Consider the following 18,909-nt stretch of genomic DNA (forward strand, 5'->3'; position numbering starts at 1 on the left):
TTGTTGCTACAAAGTGTATTTCTTTGAATTAATAAAAAGTACTTCCGATCGTTTACTTACTTTTGAAAGTCAAAACCATCATTCATGAAGCTTCTAAGATTTTCGATTTACGTGTTCTTGTTAATCATCGCCTTTTCCTGTGGGAAAAAGGAAGTAGCATGTGAACTTGACTCTGAGATATTAGATCAAGACTTAACGGTTGAAATTGTTCGGTTAGAAGATCAATTCTTCACAGCTGATTCGAAAGAAGATTTTGAATTTCTACTCGAAAAATACCCGGATTTTGCGGAAGGATATTTAGGGAAAAGTCTCTATGCAAGTCCTGATTCCTTGATTTCAGAACTACTCGCCATTCATCAGGATTCTGCAATGAATGTGCTTTATGATTCCGTCAAAATAGAATTTCAAGATATTTCCGATGTACAGAATGATCTTGAATATGCCTTCAAAGCCATCAAATATTACTTCCCGGAGTTTCAAGTCCCTAAAGTTTATACCTTTTTAAGTGGCTTCAATTCAGATTTGATTCTTACTGAAGACATGATTGTGATTGGATTGGATTATTATTTACCCATCACTCATACATTTCAGCCAGACTTACCTCGATACATGGCTGAGCGTTATGCTCGTCCCTACATCGTACCTATGATTGTGACGGCCATTTCATCTCAATTCAATGAAATCAATCCACAGGACAATACCATGCTGGCTGAGATGATCTATTATGGCAAAGCTTATCATTTTACCAAAGCCATCATGCCCTGTACTTCAGACCAATATATTATTGGGTATACAGAGGAAGAAATTGCAGAATGCTATGCCAATGAGGAATACATCTGGGCTCATTTTGTAGAAAATGAATTACTCTACGAAACCAATCCATTTGAAATCACCAAATATTTGGGAGAAGCACCATTTACAGATGCCATCAGCACCAAAGCGCCAGGTCGGTTAGGAAGATGGTTGGGATGGAACATCGTGGATGATTATCAGTTTAACCAAGATGTAACCTTCACGGAATTGATGGATAACCCAGATGCAGAGGAGATTTTTAGGCAGTCAGGATATAGGCCTCGTCCCCAAAATTAGCGGGGAATTTAGTAGGGTCAATCACCTGTAGGACCTTAGAAACCGCCAGATCTTTGGAAAAATACCTTTCGGCCAAGGTTCTGGAGTTCTGTTTCATCTGCAGCAAAAGTGCTGGATTTTCTTCCAGCTTTTCCAGTTTCGAAAAACTCTCTTCCAGTTTTCCAGGAAGAAATGATATCCCCAATTTATTCTGTTTCGAAAGCTGATAAACCCAGCCTTTGTGGTTGACCATAATTGCTTTTCCTGCGGCAATGGCATCGAAAAACTTATTGGGGCTATTGGTTTTTAATACAGGTAAATGAGCAAAGGAAATCCAGGCAAAATCAGCAAGGGATAAAACCTCCTTCACCTTTTCTTTTGAGCCAAAAGGTATAAATTTGACATTTTTCAACCCATTTGATTCCGCAGTTTTCTTTAATGCTATCTCCAAACTACCCGTTCCCATGATCAAAAAGTGCCAGTTCTTCTTTTTGAACTGAGCAAACTTTGCCAAATCCAACAGTTCTTCCACTGCATTCACTTGGCCCAAAGCCCCGGTATAAGCAATCGTTATAGCATCTGAAAGCCCATATTTATTCAGAATGGCAGGAATCTTTTTCTCTGGCTTAAATAGTTGAATGTCGGAGAAATTTGGAATCAGAAATACTTCTGAGGTTGGACTGACTAACCTGAGATGACTAGCAATCCCAGGAGATAGTGCCACCAATTTCAAGGCATTACTATAAATTTTCTTCTCCAATCTTCGAAAGTAATTGATCAAGAATCTGTTCTTTAGCGCTCCTACCTCGATGGGGGCTTGCGGCCAGAGATCCCTAATTTCAAAAATATATGGAATTGCCATTTTTCGCTTTGCCCAAAGTCCGATCCACCCAGTAGTCAACGGAGTAGAAGTAATGTAAAGAAGATCCGGTCTACTTAGCTTTTTTAATAGCCTTTTTACTTGGACACTAAACTCGTAAAACGCTGTGCTCCGCTTAAAAAATCCAAATTTTTGATCATAGGCAACTGGCAAATAATGCACCTTCATCCCATCTATCCATCGTTGATCATAGTCCTTTTGCTTTCCGGCGGTAATTATTTCTACTTCTATTCCAGCATCCACCATTCCTTTGGCCAGATGATAGGACCGAACTGCTCCCCCTTCACTTGGAGTCCGAAAATACTGATGGATATAGATAACTTTCATAGCTTTCTTAATTCAACCCATTCTGCCAACAAAAAGATGTTGAATAAGATCAAAAAATGCGATTTGGCAGCAGATGTTGGATTTTGAACCACCTCTCTAATAGGTGAAGGGATATATTCTCCATACGATTTTTCAAATAATTCCAATCGGTTGAATACTCTTTTGGAAAAGGCTCCTCCCTCTGCAAACCATTCTTCCAAAGGTAAGCCAAACCCAAATTTTCCCCTTTTTGTAACCATCTCCAAATCTGCTTCAATTAGCAGCTCTTTAATCCAAACTTTCCCTTTCAATAGAGATTCATCCTGTATTTCATTCCAAAATGCAAGCATGCTTCCAGAAAGGTAAGGAGCTCTCCCTTCCAAGCTATGTGCCATCAATGCCTGATCATGGATTTTCAGCACATCCTGAACCAAATAAACTTGTCGGTCAAAATCCAAAGCTCTTTTGTAAGTACTCAACTTTGGGTTGAAAACCCGATCGTAATCTGAAGCCAAATCATCAGAAATAGGGTTCAGAGCAGTAAAATTAAGAAAGGTTTTGGTAGGGTTATTTTCCAAAGAGTTGAGAAACTTCTGTGTCTTCCTACCCAACGGCAAATAGTTCAACCAAGGCTGAAGCATCATCAATACATTTTGATTTTTTAGGTAAAAGTCAAACGCTCCATGTCTTGAATATCCACCCCATAGTTCATCAGCTCCGGCTCCAGAGATTAAAACTTTCACCTCTTTTTTGGCCTCTTTTCCAATCAGCCAAGTCAGGAATCCTGCAGAATCCCCAATTGGGAAATCCAATGACATCAAATAGGCCTCCCAATTATCCCAGAATACCTGCTGGTCCACATGGATCAGACGATGCTCCGCAGGAATCCTCTCGATCAACGCGATGGCAGCATCTCCATCAGCATATTTTTTTATGTATTTCTTTTCAACCTGAATGGTATAAGCCGGTAAGGGTGTGCCGGATTGTTCATACCAAGTCGCATACAACAAACTGCTGTCCATTCCTCCGCTTAGCATGATTCCTACAGGAACATCCGCTTGGAATTGTGTAGCAACAGCCTGAGATAAAATATTCTTAAACTCCTTTTTAGTAAACTCCTGAGCCTTTGATTTAGCAATGGGGATGTTGTCCCATCTAAATGTAGAATGTTGTTGGATATGGCTATACCTGGAAGGCTTCCATTCTTTTACCCCTTTAAAAAAGGTCTTCCCTGGAGTCGGGAATCTTAAAAAACAATAATTCTCTATTTGTTTTTTATCCAGCTTCATCTCCGAAAGTTTTGCTATGCCACTTGCTACTGAGGAAATGATCAATCTATCTTGATTCTGAGAATAATAGAGCGGTTTTTCTCCATTTGGGTCTCTCGCAACTAAAATAGAATTGTCGTTTAGGTCTATAAAGATCAAAGCAAACATCCCTTCTAGTTTTTCTAGACCTTTAATTCCAAAAATCCGGATCCAATGGATCAAAACTTCAGTATCGCAATTGGTGGAGAACTCGATCCCCATCTTTTCCAATAAGCTACGAAGTGTTTTATGGTTATATATTTCCCCATTCCAAACCAATAAAGTCTTTCCATCACTGGACCAAAAGGGTTGATCCGCCTCTGGACCTGGATGCAATATCTTGAGTCTATTTGCTCCCACCCACATTCCTGGCCAAGGACTGATCGCCTCCTCCTGGTCCGGACCTCGGTAGGCACTTTCGCCCATCAAGCTTTGAATAGCAGCTTTATTTGCTCCCTTCCCCCAATAAAGATGAATTCCACACATTACTTTTCAGATCTGGTCACAGTGCCATAATTTTTCTCAAAGTATTTGCAGAGATGGGTAATGGAACATTCCTCACATTTCGGTTTTCGAGCTAGGCAAGTATACCTTCCATGCAAAATCAACCAGTGATGTGCCACATGCACATATTCTTTTGGAATATGTCGTATCAGCTGCTTTTCTACCTCCAAAGGAGTCTTGGCGGTTTGGGTAACTAAGCCTAATCTTTTGGATACCCGAAAAACATGGGTATCTACGGCCATGTTGGGTTGGTTCCAAACAACCGAAGTAATCACATTCGCAGTCTTCCGACCCACTCCTGGCAATTTGATCAATTCCGCTACTGTCTCTGGAACTTCCCCTCCAAAGTCCTCCACCAGCATTTTGCCTAGCCCTAACAAGTGTTTGGTTTTATTATTTGGGTAAGAAACAGATTTGATATATGGAAACAGTTCATCAAAATTGGAAGCTGCTAAATATTCCGGTCCTGGGAAGTCCCTGAAAAGCGCGGGAGTCACCATATTGATTCTTTTATCTGTACACTGAGCAGATAATACCACTGCTACCAATAATTGAAATGGATTTTCATAATGCAGCTCAGTTTCTGCCACTGGCATATTTTCAGAAAAGTGTTTTATAAAAGCTTCGTACCGTTCTTTCTTCAGCATGGAATCAAAATTTCTTTGAGTTTTGAAGATAGTTAAATTGGAAAATTTGAAGTATGAAAGGGAAGAATTTAGTTGAATTTTAAGAAAACTTTATTGGAATGCGGAAAAGAGTCCTGACAATTTTATCTTTCATCATGCAACTGAACCGATCCAACTTAGGACTACCTAAACTATTATTCTCACTAATCATGATTTCCATCACTTCAGCTAGTTTTTCACAGCAGGGACCACGTGAATTGGGAATTCACTTCGGAATTCTACCTACTGGAACTTACAATGCAATTACAGATGTGCCAGGAATCAAGGTGGGACAACTTACCAAAATTGAAGGGAATTCTATACGAACTGGGGTGACCGCAATCCTTCCTCATGGAGGGAACATTTTTCAGCAAAAAGTACCTGCAGCAATTTATGTGGGCAATGGGTTTGGGAAATTAGCTGGGGTTACTCAAGTGCAGGAATTGGGAAGCCTAGAAACTCCGATCGTTCTGACCAATACTTTGAGTGTGGCAGCAGGCATAGAAGGAACAGTAAAATACAGTTTGAGTCTTCCGGAAAATGAACAGGTACAATCAGTCAATGCGGTAGTAGGAGAAACGAATGATGGATATTTGAATGATATCCGAGGAATGCATATTTCAGCAGAAGAAGTAATAGAAGCCATCAAGTCAGCCAAATCTGGCCCCGTAACCCAAGGAAATGTGGGGGCAGGTACCGGAACCGTTTGTTTTGGATGGAAAGGTGGAATCGGAACTTCCTCTAGAAAACTTCCTGAAAGCTTGGGAGGGTATACTTTGGGAGTTTTGGTACAAACCAATTTTGGTGGGAATTTACAGATTGGAGGAATTCCCGTAGGTGAAAAGTTAGGTAAGTATCCATTCAAAGATGCGCTGGAAAAGTCAGATGGGAGTTGCATGATCGTAGTTGCCACTGATGCACCTTTATCTGACCGGAATTTAGAGCGTTTGGCCAAAAGAGCCATGATGGGTTTGGCAAAAACCGGAGGAATTGCCTCCAATGGTTCGGGAGATTATGTGATTGCCTTTAGTACCGCTGAAGGATTAAGAATACCTTATTCAGCAAAATCAGGAGAGTTGATGCAAACTGAAACGTTAAGAAATGACGATATGACTCCACTTTTTTTGGCTGTAATTGAAGCGACGGAAGAAGCCATTATCAATTCTCTTTTTGCCGCTGAAACCATGGAAGGGAAAGAGGGGAGAAAGGTGGAAAAACTACCCACTGAAAAAATCATCGAATGGTATAAATAATCGAATTTACGATAGCAGAAACTGGATATTCAGGAATACCAGTAGCTAAAAAGCTTGGAATTAAATATGATATGGTGATCCATGCCCTCCATTCACCTAAACCCTATATCCATTTTTTTCTTGATTTTTCAAATGAGATTATTGTCGAAGAAAATGATCCATTTTCTCCCCAAGTTGATTTAATCCATTTATTTGTAAAAAGTGAAGAAGAACTGATAGAAGGTTTCAAGCATGTGCATCAGCACTTAAAAAGAATTGGTTTGGTCTGAGCCACTTGCCCTGAAAGGACTTAAAATATGGTTTGGGAGTCGGTTTGGTAAATGTAAAAGTAGTTGCAATAGACCAGGATTAAAGTGGGTTAAAATTTATATACCGACTAAAGGATAGGTAATTGAAACTTGATATCTTTCTATTAACTCTTATTTCACATTGAAATATTTGCAGTTTAAAATTTAACTTTTCTAATAAAAACGATTAACTTTTAAGTCTAGTAACTCTAATTTTTAACGTTGTTTGAGCTAACCCAGTTTGCACTTTACTCCTCAAGCAAACTATCTGCGATTCAACTAGTGCTTTTTTTCAATTGACCAATACAAAAAATACTTATGGAAACATCATCAAACCATCCCACTCCTGAAAACATATTAAAAATCGGATCTGGGTTTATGGCTTGCAAAGCCTTACTTACCGCAGTAAAATTCCAGCTTTTCACCAAATTAGCTGCGCATCCCGACCAAACGGCCTTGGGATTGAAAAAGCAGTTGGACTTAAAATGTTCGGATCGGCATTTTTATGATTTCATGGATGCATTGACCGGTCTGGGCTTCCTTCAAAGAACCGGTCTATTGGAAAATGCCTTATACGCTAATAGTGCTGACACTGAAGTCTTTCTAGATAAAAATAAACCCACCTATATCGGGGGTATCCTGGAAATGATGGATGAAAGATTATATGGATTCTGGGACAATTTGGATGAAGGGTTAAAATCTGGTAAACCTCAAAATGAAGCTGTCCATGGGGTCAATATTTTTGAGGAGATCTACCAAGATCCTTTCCTTTTGGAAAATTTTGTGAACGGAATGACAGGGGTGCAACTCGGTAATTTCATGGCATTTGCGAAGCAATTTGACTTCTCAAATATAAAAACATTGACAGATGCCGGAGGATCTGCTGGATACCTATCCTTATTAGTAGCCCAAGAAAACCCCCATATGACCTGTACCAGTTTTGACCTCCCTCCAGTGGGCCCCATTGCTAAGTCCACCATCAAAAAATTCCATTTAGAGGATCGGGTAAAAAGTATGGATGGAAACTTTTTTGAAGACCCTATCCCCAGTGCTGATATGATTGTAATGGGAAATATTCTCCATGATTGGAATGAAGAAGAAAAAATAAGTCTCATGAAAAAAGCTTATGAATCCTTGCCCGAGGGAGGTGTATTTGTTGCTATCGAAAACATCATCGATCAAGAGAGAAAGCAAAATGTCTTTGGACTATTGATGAGTTTAAACATGCTGATCGAAACAGAAGGAGGTTTTGATTATACTTTTACCGATTTCTGTAATTGGGGTGAAAAAGCTGGATTCAAATCATTCAATTTGATGCCATTGGCAGGACCCGCAAGTGCAGCAATCGCTTACAAATAATAATTAGCCAGTTCAAATGATATAGAATCATGATTTAACTAATTCTATCTTAAATTGAACTGGCCCTTTATTACCTCTATCAAATTTATATTATTAGTATATGAATTGCATTTTTTAGTATATTAAAGATTCCTAGAAGTTTTTCTTTTTTGGAATACCATAGTGCTTTTTAAAACTAGACCAAAAATTCTGTTCAATCCGAAAAAAACGGATACGTCATTTTAATTCTCTTTCAGATGAAAGCCAAAGAGTCTATTAGTACGATATACCCAAATATGGGGTATTGGTTGATGCTATTTATTTTCGCCACTTTCGCAGGGTTTTATGTTACCTATTTTTCAAAGCTTACCTATACCTTCCCTGGAATAGTTCATATTCATTTTGCTTTTATGGGCACTTGGATGGCTATGGCCATTGTCCAACCCTTACTCATCAAATACAAAAAGATTTCTTTACACCGTAAAGTAGGAAGGTTAAGCTATGTGGTATTGCCTCTCGTGATTATCACCTCCTTACTCATGATCAGGCATAGTTATCAAACCCAATTGAGCCTAATGACTGAAAATATAGCTACAGGCATGGAGTCAATGTCATTGGAGCAGGGTTTAATTCTACTGGGTTCCTATCAAGCTCTACCTATTGTTTACTTGATCTGGTTGGCCATTTTCTTTACGCTGGCTATTTACAATAAGAAAAGCCCAAGCGTACACGCTAGATATATGATCGCAGCGGTACTCACCTTCATAGGCCCCACCTTTGATCGCATACTATTTTACTTATTTGACATGCCATTTATCCTACCCGGCATTCCTGCTGAATATGCTTCTTTCTTTTTAATTGATTTGATTCTTTGCTTCCTAATTATCAAGGATGTCCAAAAAGAAAAGAACTATATGCCTGTAGCCTTTTCCTTGGTGATTTACATTTTGTTTCAGGTGCTTTATACGCTGGTGCCAAAGACAGAGCCATTCTCCAACCTAGTCAACTTCTTATTAAGTTAAACCCAAGTAAAATGAAACGAAGAAAATTTATTGAAGCCTCTGCCCTTAGTGCAGTTGCTATTAGCTCTTTTGGATTTATTCGATTTGACGGTAAAAAATATGTGGGAGATTGTGAAACCACCACAGATATTTTAGGTCCCTACTACAGACCTGACAGCCCTATGAGGAGTAATTTGAATATCTCGGGAAGCAAAGGAAAACCCATCCATTTGACAGGATATATCTTAAATGAGGACTGTAGCACCCCCTATGCCAATGCAAAAGTAGAACTCTGGCATTGCGATCATGAAGGAGTTTATGATAATACCACTCCTGCCTATAATTACCGTGGAACTGTGATGACGGATTCCAAAGGTCAATATGCTTTCGACACCATATTGCCTGTTCCCTATGATGCCGGAGGAGGATTGATCAGGCCTGCACATTACCATTTAATGGTTACAGCAGCGGGATACCAAACGCTGGTGACCCAACTGTATTTTTCAGGAGATGAAAACATCAAAAAAGATCCATGGGCATCTAATGAAGCTGCAAAAAAAAGAGTTTTGGAAATTTCATCTGATGGCAGTAACGGAAACATAGTAACCTATCATGTAGGGCTTTCCAAAAAATTAAATGTGGAAGAGGCGTCCTTGGAAAAACTTACAGGAACGTATAAGTCTGAAAATGGGGATGATTCACTGGAGCTCTTCCAAAAGGAAGGAAGGCTTTGGCAAAAAAATGAGGTCTTTGGAATTGTTTACGATTACTTAGGGAATAATACGTTCGAATTCCCTGGCTTACACGATGGATCTTATAGAAGATTAATATTTCAGAATGGAATCTTGAAGCAGGAAATGTTTCAACCTGGATCAGAAGTAATTTCACGATCTTTCACCAAAATTTCTTAAAGCAACCAATTTATTAAATGAAAAAATCACTTCTTCTTTTGGTCATTCTGGCAGTTACTGGTTTGGGACTGAGAGCTCAAACTTCCAAAAAACTTATCTATACTACACAAGACTTTCTTAGCTCCTTAGATCCAGATCAAAAAAGCCAAGTTATGTTCACTATGGAAGATTCCATGAGAACCAAATGGACCAATCTTCCTTTGGGTCTAGCCCCTCGGACAGGCCTTCGCTACGGAGATTTTACAGAAGAATCGAAAATCAAGTTCCATAAGGTATTGAGTGCCATTTTTAGCTCTCAAGGGTATCTGAAAACCTTCAGCATTATGCAGGTGGATGATATATTGCATGAATTGTTTGAGATCCAATACAAAGAGGGAAAGATTCCTGAAAATACCATCCAAATGATCAGGGGGCTCAATTGGGATTATGGGAATTACTTTGCGGCAGTGTGGGGCGAACCCAAAGCAGAAGGTACTTGGGGGTTAAAATTTGAAGGACATCATATTTCCATCAACCTAACCATGGTGGATTCAGAATATTCCTTGACTCCCTTGTTTCTTGGATCAGATCCAGCAGTAGTGGAACAAACCCAATATGCTGGACTAAGACCTTTGAGTAAAGAAGAAGATTATGGGTTTTGGTTTGTAAACCTGCTTAGTGATGAGCAAAAAGCCAAAGCTGTATTTGAGGACAAGGTCCCTGGAGATATCATTACCAGTCCAGACCGACCTCAATGGATCTCTGAGTATAGAGGTATCAAAGGATCTGAACTGAATCCCGAGCAGCAAAAAATATTACACTATCTGATCGAGGAATATATCGGAAATCTTGAAACTCAAAAAGCAGAGGAATACATGGCTATTCTTCATGAAGGAGGATTGGACCAAGTCTATTTCTCTTGGATCGGTAGTTTAGAACCCATGAAACCACATTATTACCTCATCCATAGTCCAGATTTTATCATTGAATATGACAATGTCGGATTCTTGGATAATGCCAACCACATCCATTCTATCCTCAGACAAAACAACAACGACTTCGGTGCTGATCTTTTGAGAAAACATCGAATGGACCACAATCACAATTAATACCAATAGCCAAAAAGTTCTTTTTACCCATGTATCATTTTATCACCTATGCTAGATCAAACTTCACCAAAAATTGCTGCTACCCTAGGGATGGAGCGCATTCAGTCTCTCGATGTCATGAGAGGCTTTGTTTTATTTGGTATTCTATTAATGAATATCAACGGATTTGGATTAGCCAAAGCCTATAAAGACCCAACAGTGGCTGGTGGGTATACCGGTTATAATCTGTACACTTGGATCACCACCAATCTGTTTTTTGAAGGCACCATGCGAGCCTTGTTCTCTCTCTTATTTGGAGTAGGGATGTTTATTTTTTTGGACAGACTTTTAAAAAAGGATGCGGGGTATAAAAGCCGCAGATATTTACTTTAGAAGGCTGATGTACCTATTGGTTTTTGGTCTTATCCATGGATACCTCTTGCTTTGGGTGGGTGAGATCCTTTATCAATATGCCTTGATGGGTTTCTTGGTTTATTCATTTAGACAAATGGCCCCCAAACGTTTGATCGCAGTGGCTATTTTATTGATTTCCATCGGCACTTTTTGGAATTATATGGATTATAAAGACACCAAGAAGTTTGTTGCAAATGTGGAAGAAGCTGCTGTTTACAAAGTGGAAGGAAAAGAATTGACCAAGGAATTAAAAGGGGCTTCAGAACGATGGGAAAAGAGAGAAGAAGACCGCTCTCCAAAAGCTATTGCAGAGTATAATGCGGAAATGCATAAGGGATATTTTAGCGTAGTTGCTTTCCTTGCCCCTATCAACTTTGAATTTGACACTATCTGGCCTTATCGGGGTGATGTTTGGGATGTCCTAAGCATGATGCTCATTGGGATTGCCCTTTTTCGATGGAAAATACTTTCTGGCGAAAAGTCTTTCAGTTTTTATGGATCCATGGCCCTCATAGGCTATGCCTTGGGCCTTGCTATCAATTATTATGAAGTAAAAACCGTTTTGGATGCTGAATTCTCCTTATTGGCCTTTTCAAAATCTAATATCACCTATTATTGGGGAAGACTGTTTATCTCATTTGGGCATGTAGGTGCTATTATGATATTCTGTAAATCAGGAATTCTTTCAGGTTTTCAACAAAGTATGGCAGCTGTAGGAAAAATGGCATTAACCAATTACATGATGCATTCTGTTATCTGCATGTTCATTTTTACCGGAGTAGGTTTTGGAATGTTCGGTAAGCTCCAACGATATGAATTACTTTATGTGGTTTTCAGTATCTGGATTTTTCAGTTAATCCTAAGTCCAATTTGGCTCAAGTATTTTTATTTTGGACCTATGGAGTGGCTTTGGAGAAGCTTGAGTTATCAAAAAAGACAACTCTTTAAACGACCAAAAATAAGCCCACCTTCATTGGCAGTACAATAAAAGCCTAACGGTTGAAGAAAAACATTGGTGATTTCGGAGCAAACATTCTTAGAAAACAGCCAATGGATCATGAACACTGAATATCCTATTCAGATGTAACTTATTATGGAATTCAGCTTAGACTATGGAAAAAAAATATAAATTATTGAATCTTAAATATTTAACCTCTAATCTTATGGATTGGGAATGAGATTTTTTTGGCTATGGCAAAATTTCAGTTTTTATTTATTCTACTTTTCATCCTCTCTTTTTCTCTGAAAGGTCAGAACTTAGATAGCCTCCTTTCAAAGGCTTATTCCTATTATTCAGATTACAACTATGAGGAGTCCATACGATTTGCGGATGAAGCGATTCTTCTCGCCAAAAATGAAGGAAATGAGCCTGGCTTGCTTATCGGTGAGTTTTATAAAGCGCTGAGCGTTCAAGAACGGGATCCTACTCAATCCGATACAGAATTAATCGAGCACATGATTATCCAAATGGATAGTTTAGGTTTGAAGTTAGAGCAAGCAAGAGCCCATAACTTTCTGGCTAACACCTATGCCCGCTTCGGGGATATAGAAAAAGCGGTTGAAAATCATCAAGCCACCATGGACATATATGAGTCCACAGGCAATTTAACTGGAGTGTCTTCTTCCCATTCGAATCTCAGTTTGCTTTATTACGATCAACATGATTACGAGGAGGCGTTTTATCATGCTAGAAAGGCGTTGGAAATGGATATCTCCTTAGGAAATCCAGAAAACATTCAAAGTAGCTATAACAATCTAGCCATCATATTTGAACACACAGGCCCGCTTGATTCTGCTATTTATTACCATAAATTCTCTTTAGAATATGCAAAAGAGGATGAAAACCCCTATTCCATAGGTTTAGCCCTCAGTAATTTGGGTAATAATTATGCCAACAAAGGAGACCTAAAGCTAGCCGAAGAAACTTTACTTGAGGCACTCCGAATTCGAGATTCTTTAGGCTATTCTCGCGGCCTTGCTTATACTCATAACCGACTTGCCAATCTTTATCAAAAAACTGATCAGTTGTCAAAAGCTAAATACCATGCTGATAAATCATTGGAACATGCCCAGAAAGCAAGAGAAGTAAAAGTACTTCGAATGGCTTATGAACGACTTCAAGAGGTAGCAGAAAAAATGGGGGATTATCGTGCTGAATTAGCTTATTTAAAGGAGGCAACCTTACTTAAGGATAGTATCTTGAATGAATCGAACACAAAAAGTATCACCCAAATGATGCTTAACTATGAATTCGAGAAAAAACAGATTCTAGATAGTATCAAAAATGAGCAGGAAAAGCGAGAGCGGGACTTGATTTTCAACGAACGTCTCGAATTAGAGAGAAGCCGTAAGATCATTTTCATGATTTCCGGATTATTCCTGTTCCTACTCGTTGTTGGACTTTTTCTTCGATATCAATTCATTAAAAAATCAAAAGAAGTTCTTACAAAAGAGAAGGATCGATCAGATAAACTTTTGCTAAACATTCTACCTTCAGAAGTGGCAGAGGAACTAAAAGCAACAGGAAGTTCGGATGCCCGAGACTTTGATCAAGTCACTGTCATTTTCACAGATTTTGCCGACTTCACTAAAAAAGCCCAACATCTCAGCGCAAAAGAACTTGTCAAAGAATTGAATATTTGCTTTAAAACATTTGATGAGATCATTGTAAACCTAGGTTTAGAAAAAATCAAAACTATCGGGGATGCCTACATGGCAGCTGGGGGACTCAATTCCAAAGCTGGAGTTAAAGAAGTTGCCTTAGCGGCAATTCAGATGAAGAAATTTATTGATGAGCGAAATGCCGACCCAAATATTCCCAAAAAAATCAAATTCGATATGCGTTGTGGAATCAATACGGGGCCAGTTGTAGCAGGAATAGTAGGGATCAAGAAGTTCCAATATGATATCTGGGGTGATACGGTAAATACTGCTCAAAGAATGGAGGCAAATTGCGAAATAAACCGAATAAATATTTCTGAAAACACCTATTTATTACTGAAAGAGGATCCGCATTTCACCTTTACCGAAAGAGGAATCCTACCTGTAAAAGGAAAAGGTGAAATGAAAATGTGGTATTTAGAATCTTATGAAAAGAAAATTGATGAATAGAAAAAATCTTGGGCTAGTAATTCTTGTTAGTTTATGGTTCTTCGGCTGTACCAATAACCAACTAGATGACGGATCAGAAGATTCTCGCCCTAATATTTTATTAATTGTAGCGGACGATTTAGGCTACGCAGATATGGGGGCCTATGGTGGAGATATTGAAACACCTAATCTTGATGCATTGGCTGCCAGTGGAATCCGGTTTAGCCGGTTTCACACTGCTCCTCTTTGTGCAGTGACCCGAGCTATGTTATTATCAGGCAATAATAACCATATTGCTGGTATGGGAGTACAAGGTTTACAAACTCAAATTCCAGGTTACGAAGGTCATTTAACAGATAGAATCATACCCTTGCCAGCCTTGCTTCAATCTGCAGGATACCATACCTATATGGCAGGTAAATGGCATCTAGGAGACCGGTTGGAAGATGGCCCTATGGCTAAAGGTTTTGAGCATTCCTTTTCGATCAACGGGGAAGGGGCAGCAAATCATTATAGTAATTTGGGCATCTTCTCAGAATCTGCAATTACAGGCTATACCGAAGATGGAGAAAAAGCTGACTGGAAGGAAGGAGATTATTCCACCGATTTTTATACAGACAAACTTATTTCATACATTGATCGACACAGGGAAGATGGAAAGCCTTTTTTCACTTTTGCAGCATACACCTCACCACATTGGCCATTACAAGTGGATGAAAAATACTGGAAGAAATATGAAGGACGCTATGATGATGGGTATGAATCCTTAAAAGAAAAACGATTTGAAAGCCTTAAGAAAGCTGGAATGATTCCTCAAGATGCCGTACTTCCAAAAACCCATCCCAGTGTTAAGGCTTGGGATTCTCTTTCTCCAGAAGAGCAAAAAAAGGAGGTCCGAAAGATGGAATTATATGCTGGCATGGTAGATAACCTGGATTACAACATTGGAAGATTGATTAATCATCTAAAGGAAACAGGACAATACGAGAACACGCTGATAGTATTTATGTCAGACAATGGCGCTGCTGCGGAGGATTTTTATTACCATGAGAGCTTGGGACCTTTCATTAAAGAACACTATTCTGATGAATATTCCGAAATGGGAAAAGTAAACTCTTTTATTTCCTATGGAGCTCAATGGGCTGAAGCAGGATCCTCACCTTTCAAATATTTTAAAGGCTATACCACAGAAGGGGGTATCAACACTCCAATGATCGTTGCGGGACCAGGAGTAGAAAATAATGGAAAAATCAATGACTCATTCCTGACTTTAATGGATTTTGCACCTACCTTCTATGAGTTGGCCAATGTACAATACCCAAATGAATGGAAAGGAAAAGTAGTAAAGCCCTTACTTGGCAAATCAATTCTACCTTTACTCTCAGGAAAATCAACTACAGTACACGATTCTACCTTTGTCTTTGGATTGGAGCTTGAAGGTTATTCTATGATCAGAAAAGGAGATTGGAAAATTGTGAATATTGATTGGCCATTTCTTTTGGAAAATTTCCAGTTGATGAATCTCCAAACTGATCTCGCAGAGCAGCAAGATTTGAAGGAAATCTACCCAGAAAAATACCAAGAAATGCTGGCCGAGTGGGAACGCTTTTCCAAAGAAGTTGGAGTCGTTTACCCCACTCCAAGTCCAGAATCAAATTAAACCACCAGTATATTTTACATGAAGATTAACCCTTACCTTAATTATTTAGCTCTTAGCCTACTTTTAAGCACATTCCTTCCAACTTACCTTTTTGCCCAGACCTATGGTCAAAACGGCATGGTAGTTTCGGACCATTATTTAGCCTCAGAAGTGGGAGTAGAAATTTTAAAAAAAGGTGGTAATGCCATAGATGCCACAGTGGCCACTGCATTTGCATTGGCAGTAACCCACCCTGAAGCGGGAAATATCGGTGGAGGAGGCTTCATCGTCTACCTACCCTCAGATGGAGAAGTGACCACTTTTGATTTTCGGGAAAAGGCTCCATTGGCTGCTAGCCCCACGATGTTTTTAGGGGAAGATGGCAAAATCAAAGATAATTCCAATCATCGCGGATTATTGTCTGTGGGAGTTCCAGGAACAGTGGCAGGACTCTATCAAGCCCATCAAAAATATGGGAAACTACCTTGGAAAGACTTAGTTGAACCATCTATTAAATTGGCAAAAAAAGGCTTTCCCATGTCCTGGGGTTTATATAAGGCGGCCTTGAGAATGTCAGAGGGAGATGAATCTTGGGATATCATGAAAGATTATTTCCGAAACACTGATGGCGAAGTGGTTACTCCCGGAGAACTATGGAAGCAACCAGCATTAGCCAAAACTCTGGAAGAAATCAAAAAACATGGCAGAGATGGTTTCTATAAAGGAAAAGTAGCAGCAGAAATTGAAGCCTATATGGAGGCGAATGGAGGAATCATCACCCAAGAGGATTTGGCCAAATATGAGGCGATAGAAAGAAAGCCAGTAACAACCAGGTTTAAAGAATTTGATATTTTCTCTATGCCACCTCCAAGTTCCGGCGGCGTTGCATTGATCGAGATGATGAACTTATTGGAAGCAGCAGATATCTCTTCCGTGGAATTTAATTCTACTGCCTATGTGCATTTGGTAGCCGAAGCTATGAGAAGAGCTTTCGCAGATCGAGCAGAGTTTTTAGGAGACCCGGACTTCAATCCCGACATGCCTGTTGAAAAGTTGATTTCAAAGGAATTTGCCAAAGCAAGATTCAAAAACCTGGATTTAAAACATGCTTCTAAAAGTGATTCATCAAAATTCGGGCAGCTCTATGGAGGCGATCATACTACCCATTTCTCGGTAGTTGACAAAGATGGAAATGCCATTTCCATGACCTATACCTTGGAGAATTCTTATGGAGTCAAAATGGGATCCTCCAAACTCGGATTTATTTTCAATAATGAGATGGGTGATTTCAATCCCATCCCCGGAGTAACAACCTCTACCGGACTTATTGGCTCCACCCCTAATCTGGTAGCTCCTGAAAAACGCATGCTTTCAAGCATGACACCCACAATTGTAGCCAAAGACGGAAAACCTTATTTAGTCATTGGTAGCCCAGGAGGAAGAACCATCATCAATACCGTATTTCAAACGGTGCTCAATGTATTGGTGTATGACATGAGAATAGACCGGGCCATTGAGGCCATGAAAATCCATCATCAATGGTTACCAGATCAAATTCTCTACGAAAGAAATCTACTATCTCCAGATACTAGAAAGGCATTGGAAGAAATGGGACATACTTTAAGGCCCACTACCAATATTGGAGTATTGATGGGGATCACATACGATTCCAATTTAAAAGTATACATGGGCGCAGCTGATTCTTCAAGTGAAGATGGGGCGGCTAGAGGATATTAAATTCAGTAGGCAGAAGACAGTCGCAGTAGGCAGTATTCAGAATAGAATTATCAGGAAAAAATAGCCTTCGACTCCGCTCAGGCTGATATTGGAGATTTAGAATACAAACAAGGAATTAACCGATAATTATTAACAAATACAGGTGGAAAAAGAAACAGGTTTAAAAAGAGAAATTGGCGTCTGGGGGCTTTCTGCCAACATTGTCAACATTATAGTAGGGGCAGGGATTTTTGTCTTGCCGGCCATTGTTGCGGAAATCATGGGTTCCTCGGGAATCATCGTCTACCTATTCTGTGGATTCTTGATTGCCTTGGTCATGCTTTGCTTCGCGGAGGCAGGAAGTAAAGTCACCCGATCTGGAGGAGGGTATGCTTATATAGAAACGGCATTCGGTCCTTACCCCGGGTTTTTGTCAGCTATTTTTATAGTGGCTGGCAGTGTCTTTTCTGATGCAGCTGTGGCCAATGCCTTAGTGGAGTTGATCGGCTTAGCTTTTCCAGTTTTTACAGACCCTGTCAATAGATTCCTTTTAATGTTTGTGTTTTTCTCCAGTTTGGCTTTCCTCAATGTCATAGGAATAAAACAAGGAATCGGCTTGGTCAAAATCAATACGGTTGCAAAACTCACCCCCATCTTATTATTGATAATTTTTAGTTGGAAAGATGTATCATTTTCCAACCTTTATTGGGAAACAGCTCCCTCTTTTAATCAATTTGGACAGGCCTGTCTAATATTGTTCTTTGCTTTTCAGGGTGGCGATGCAGGCTTATCAGTTGGAGGTGAAATCAAAAACCCTCAAAAGACCGTTCCAAAAGCAATTTTTACTGGAATTCTATTTGTATTAATCCTATATGTCTTAATTCAAACCGTGGCACAAGGCGTCATGGGAGATCAATTACCTGAGTATAAGGAGGCTCCATTAGCGGCAGTGGCTAACGTGGTTTTTGGACCAATAGGGTATTCTGTTTTATTAGTAGGCGCTGGAATTTCCATGTTCGGTATGTTAAGCGGAGAAATCCTTAATCTTCCAAGGGTAATTTTTGGACTGGCCAGTGACAAAGTCATACCACTAGATAAGTTGGCATTAATTCACCCAAGGTTTAAAACTCCATACATGGCCATTCTACTTTATGCGAGTTTAGGTTTTACGCTGGCCACATTGGGAGGCTTTCGTCAACTAGCGGTTATCGCTTCAGCGAGTATGCTGTTGGTTTATTTCGGAGTTTGTTTATCTGTTATCTGGTTGAGAAAAAAACAAAAAGCCAAAAAAGGCGATTTCAAAATTCCATTCGGCAATACGGTGCCTATCCTTTCAGCAGGTATTATTCTTTTTTTCCTTTCCAATTTGACGGGATATGAGAAAACAGGTCTTTTCGTTTTTTTCCTCGCATTGACAGTAATTTATTATATGGTGAAAGCTATTCGAACTAAAAAATCATGAT

At 39.4% G+C, this 18,909-nt stretch carries 15 protein-coding genes; 12 read left to right on the forward strand and 3 right to left on the reverse strand.

The genetic code is table 11. From position 1 onward, the window contains the following. The first annotated feature begins 84 nt into the window (after positions 1 to 84). Positions 85 to 1,089: a gliding motility lipoprotein GldB gene (gldB, locus tag JYB62_RS13080; RefSeq protein WP_205645875.1), complete on the forward strand. Its 1,005-nt coding sequence runs from the start codon at positions 85 to 87 to the stop codon at positions 1,087 to 1,089. Here gldB and JYB62_RS13085 read toward each other — a convergent pair. Genes JYB62_RS13085 through nth form a run of 3 tightly spaced genes read right to left on the reverse strand, consistent with a single transcriptional unit; the run spans position 1,052 to position 4,712 of the window. Next, positions 1,052 to 2,275: a glycosyltransferase family 4 protein gene (locus tag JYB62_RS13085; RefSeq protein ID WP_205645876.1), complete on the reverse strand. Its 1,224-nt coding sequence runs from the start codon at positions 2,273 to 2,275 to the stop codon at positions 1,052 to 1,054. The two genes, gldB and JYB62_RS13085, sit on opposite strands and share 38 nt — an antisense overlap. Then, entirely contained in the window at positions 2,272 to 4,047 is a 1,776-nt protein-coding gene (gene asnB / locus JYB62_RS13090; RefSeq protein ID WP_205645877.1) for an asparagine synthase (glutamine-hydrolyzing), read from the reverse strand. The genes JYB62_RS13085 and asnB overlap by 4 nt, the downstream gene beginning before the upstream one ends. Beyond that, positions 4,047 to 4,712: an endonuclease III gene (gene nth, locus JYB62_RS13095; protein ID WP_205645878.1), complete on the reverse strand. Its 666-nt coding sequence runs from the start codon at positions 4,710 to 4,712 to the stop codon at positions 4,047 to 4,049. Before nth ends, asnB begins: the two co-directional genes overlap by 1 nt. A gap of 188 nt (positions 4,713 to 4,900) precedes the next feature. Here nth and JYB62_RS13100 point away from each other — a divergent pair, with 188 nt between their 5' ends. The 11 genes from JYB62_RS13100 to JYB62_RS13145 all read left to right on the forward strand — a co-directional run bounded on the left by JYB62_RS13100 (position 4,901) and on the right by JYB62_RS13145 (position 18,908). Beyond that, on the forward strand, positions 4,901 to 5,983 hold the full coding sequence (locus JYB62_RS13100) for a P1 family peptidase (RefSeq protein WP_243431573.1): 1,083 nt from the start codon (positions 4,901 to 4,903) through the stop codon (positions 5,981 to 5,983). Between the two features lie 605 nt (positions 5,984 to 6,588). Beyond that, positions 6,589 to 7,629 carry a methyltransferase gene (locus tag JYB62_RS13105; protein ID WP_205645879.1) on the forward strand — a complete coding sequence of 347 codons (1,041 nt, stop codon included), beginning with the start codon at positions 6,589 to 6,591 and terminating at the stop codon, positions 7,627 to 7,629. A 236-nt stretch (positions 7,630 to 7,865) separates the two neighbouring features. Further along, positions 7,866 to 8,630, forward strand: coding sequence for a hypothetical protein (locus JYB62_RS13110; protein WP_205645880.1), 765 nt, complete (start codon positions 7,866 to 7,868; stop codon positions 8,628 to 8,630). Positions 8,631 to 8,641: 11 nt separating this feature from the next. After that, positions 8,642 to 9,520: a dioxygenase family protein gene (locus JYB62_RS13115; RefSeq protein WP_205645881.1), complete on the forward strand. Its 879-nt coding sequence runs from the start codon at positions 8,642 to 8,644 to the stop codon at positions 9,518 to 9,520. Between the two features lie 17 nt (positions 9,521 to 9,537). Beyond that, positions 9,538 to 10,608, forward strand: a complete 1,071-nt coding sequence (locus JYB62_RS13120; RefSeq protein WP_205645882.1) for a DUF3500 domain-containing protein — start codon at positions 9,538 to 9,540, stop codon at positions 10,606 to 10,608. A gap of 48 nt (positions 10,609 to 10,656) precedes the next feature. Beyond that, entirely contained in the window at positions 10,657 to 10,980 is a 324-nt protein-coding gene (locus tag JYB62_RS19890) for a DUF418 domain-containing protein (RefSeq protein WP_243431575.1), read from the forward strand. Continuing rightward, a complete protein-coding gene (locus tag JYB62_RS13125) occupies positions 10,946 to 11,989 on the forward strand; it encodes a DUF418 domain-containing protein (RefSeq protein WP_243431576.1) in 1,044 nt (347 codons plus the stop codon). The genes JYB62_RS19890 and JYB62_RS13125 overlap by 35 nt, the downstream gene beginning before the upstream one ends. A gap of 203 nt (positions 11,990 to 12,192) precedes the next feature. After that, positions 12,193 to 14,112 carry an adenylate/guanylate cyclase domain-containing protein gene (locus JYB62_RS13130; protein ID WP_205645883.1) on the forward strand — a complete coding sequence of 640 codons (1,920 nt, stop codon included), beginning with the start codon at positions 12,193 to 12,195 and terminating at the stop codon, positions 14,110 to 14,112. Then, complete coding sequence (locus tag JYB62_RS13135) at positions 14,105 to 15,751, forward strand: arylsulfatase (protein ID WP_205645884.1); 1,647 nt, start codon at positions 14,105 to 14,107, stop codon at positions 15,749 to 15,751. Before JYB62_RS13130 ends, JYB62_RS13135 begins: the two co-directional genes overlap by 8 nt. A gap of 18 nt (positions 15,752 to 15,769) precedes the next feature. Next, complete coding sequence (gene ggt / locus JYB62_RS13140; protein ID WP_205645885.1) at positions 15,770 to 17,467, forward strand: gamma-glutamyltransferase; 1,698 nt, start codon at positions 15,770 to 15,772, stop codon at positions 17,465 to 17,467. A 142-nt stretch (positions 17,468 to 17,609) separates the two neighbouring features. Then, entirely contained in the window at positions 17,610 to 18,908 is a 1,299-nt protein-coding gene (locus JYB62_RS13145) for an APC family permease (protein ID WP_205645886.1), read from the forward strand. Position 18,909 lies beyond the last annotated feature (1 nt).

The organism is Algoriphagus lutimaris (genome assembly GCF_017051705.1).
GTDB lineage: Bacteria > Bacteroidota > Bacteroidia > Cytophagales > Cyclobacteriaceae > Algoriphagus > Algoriphagus lutimaris.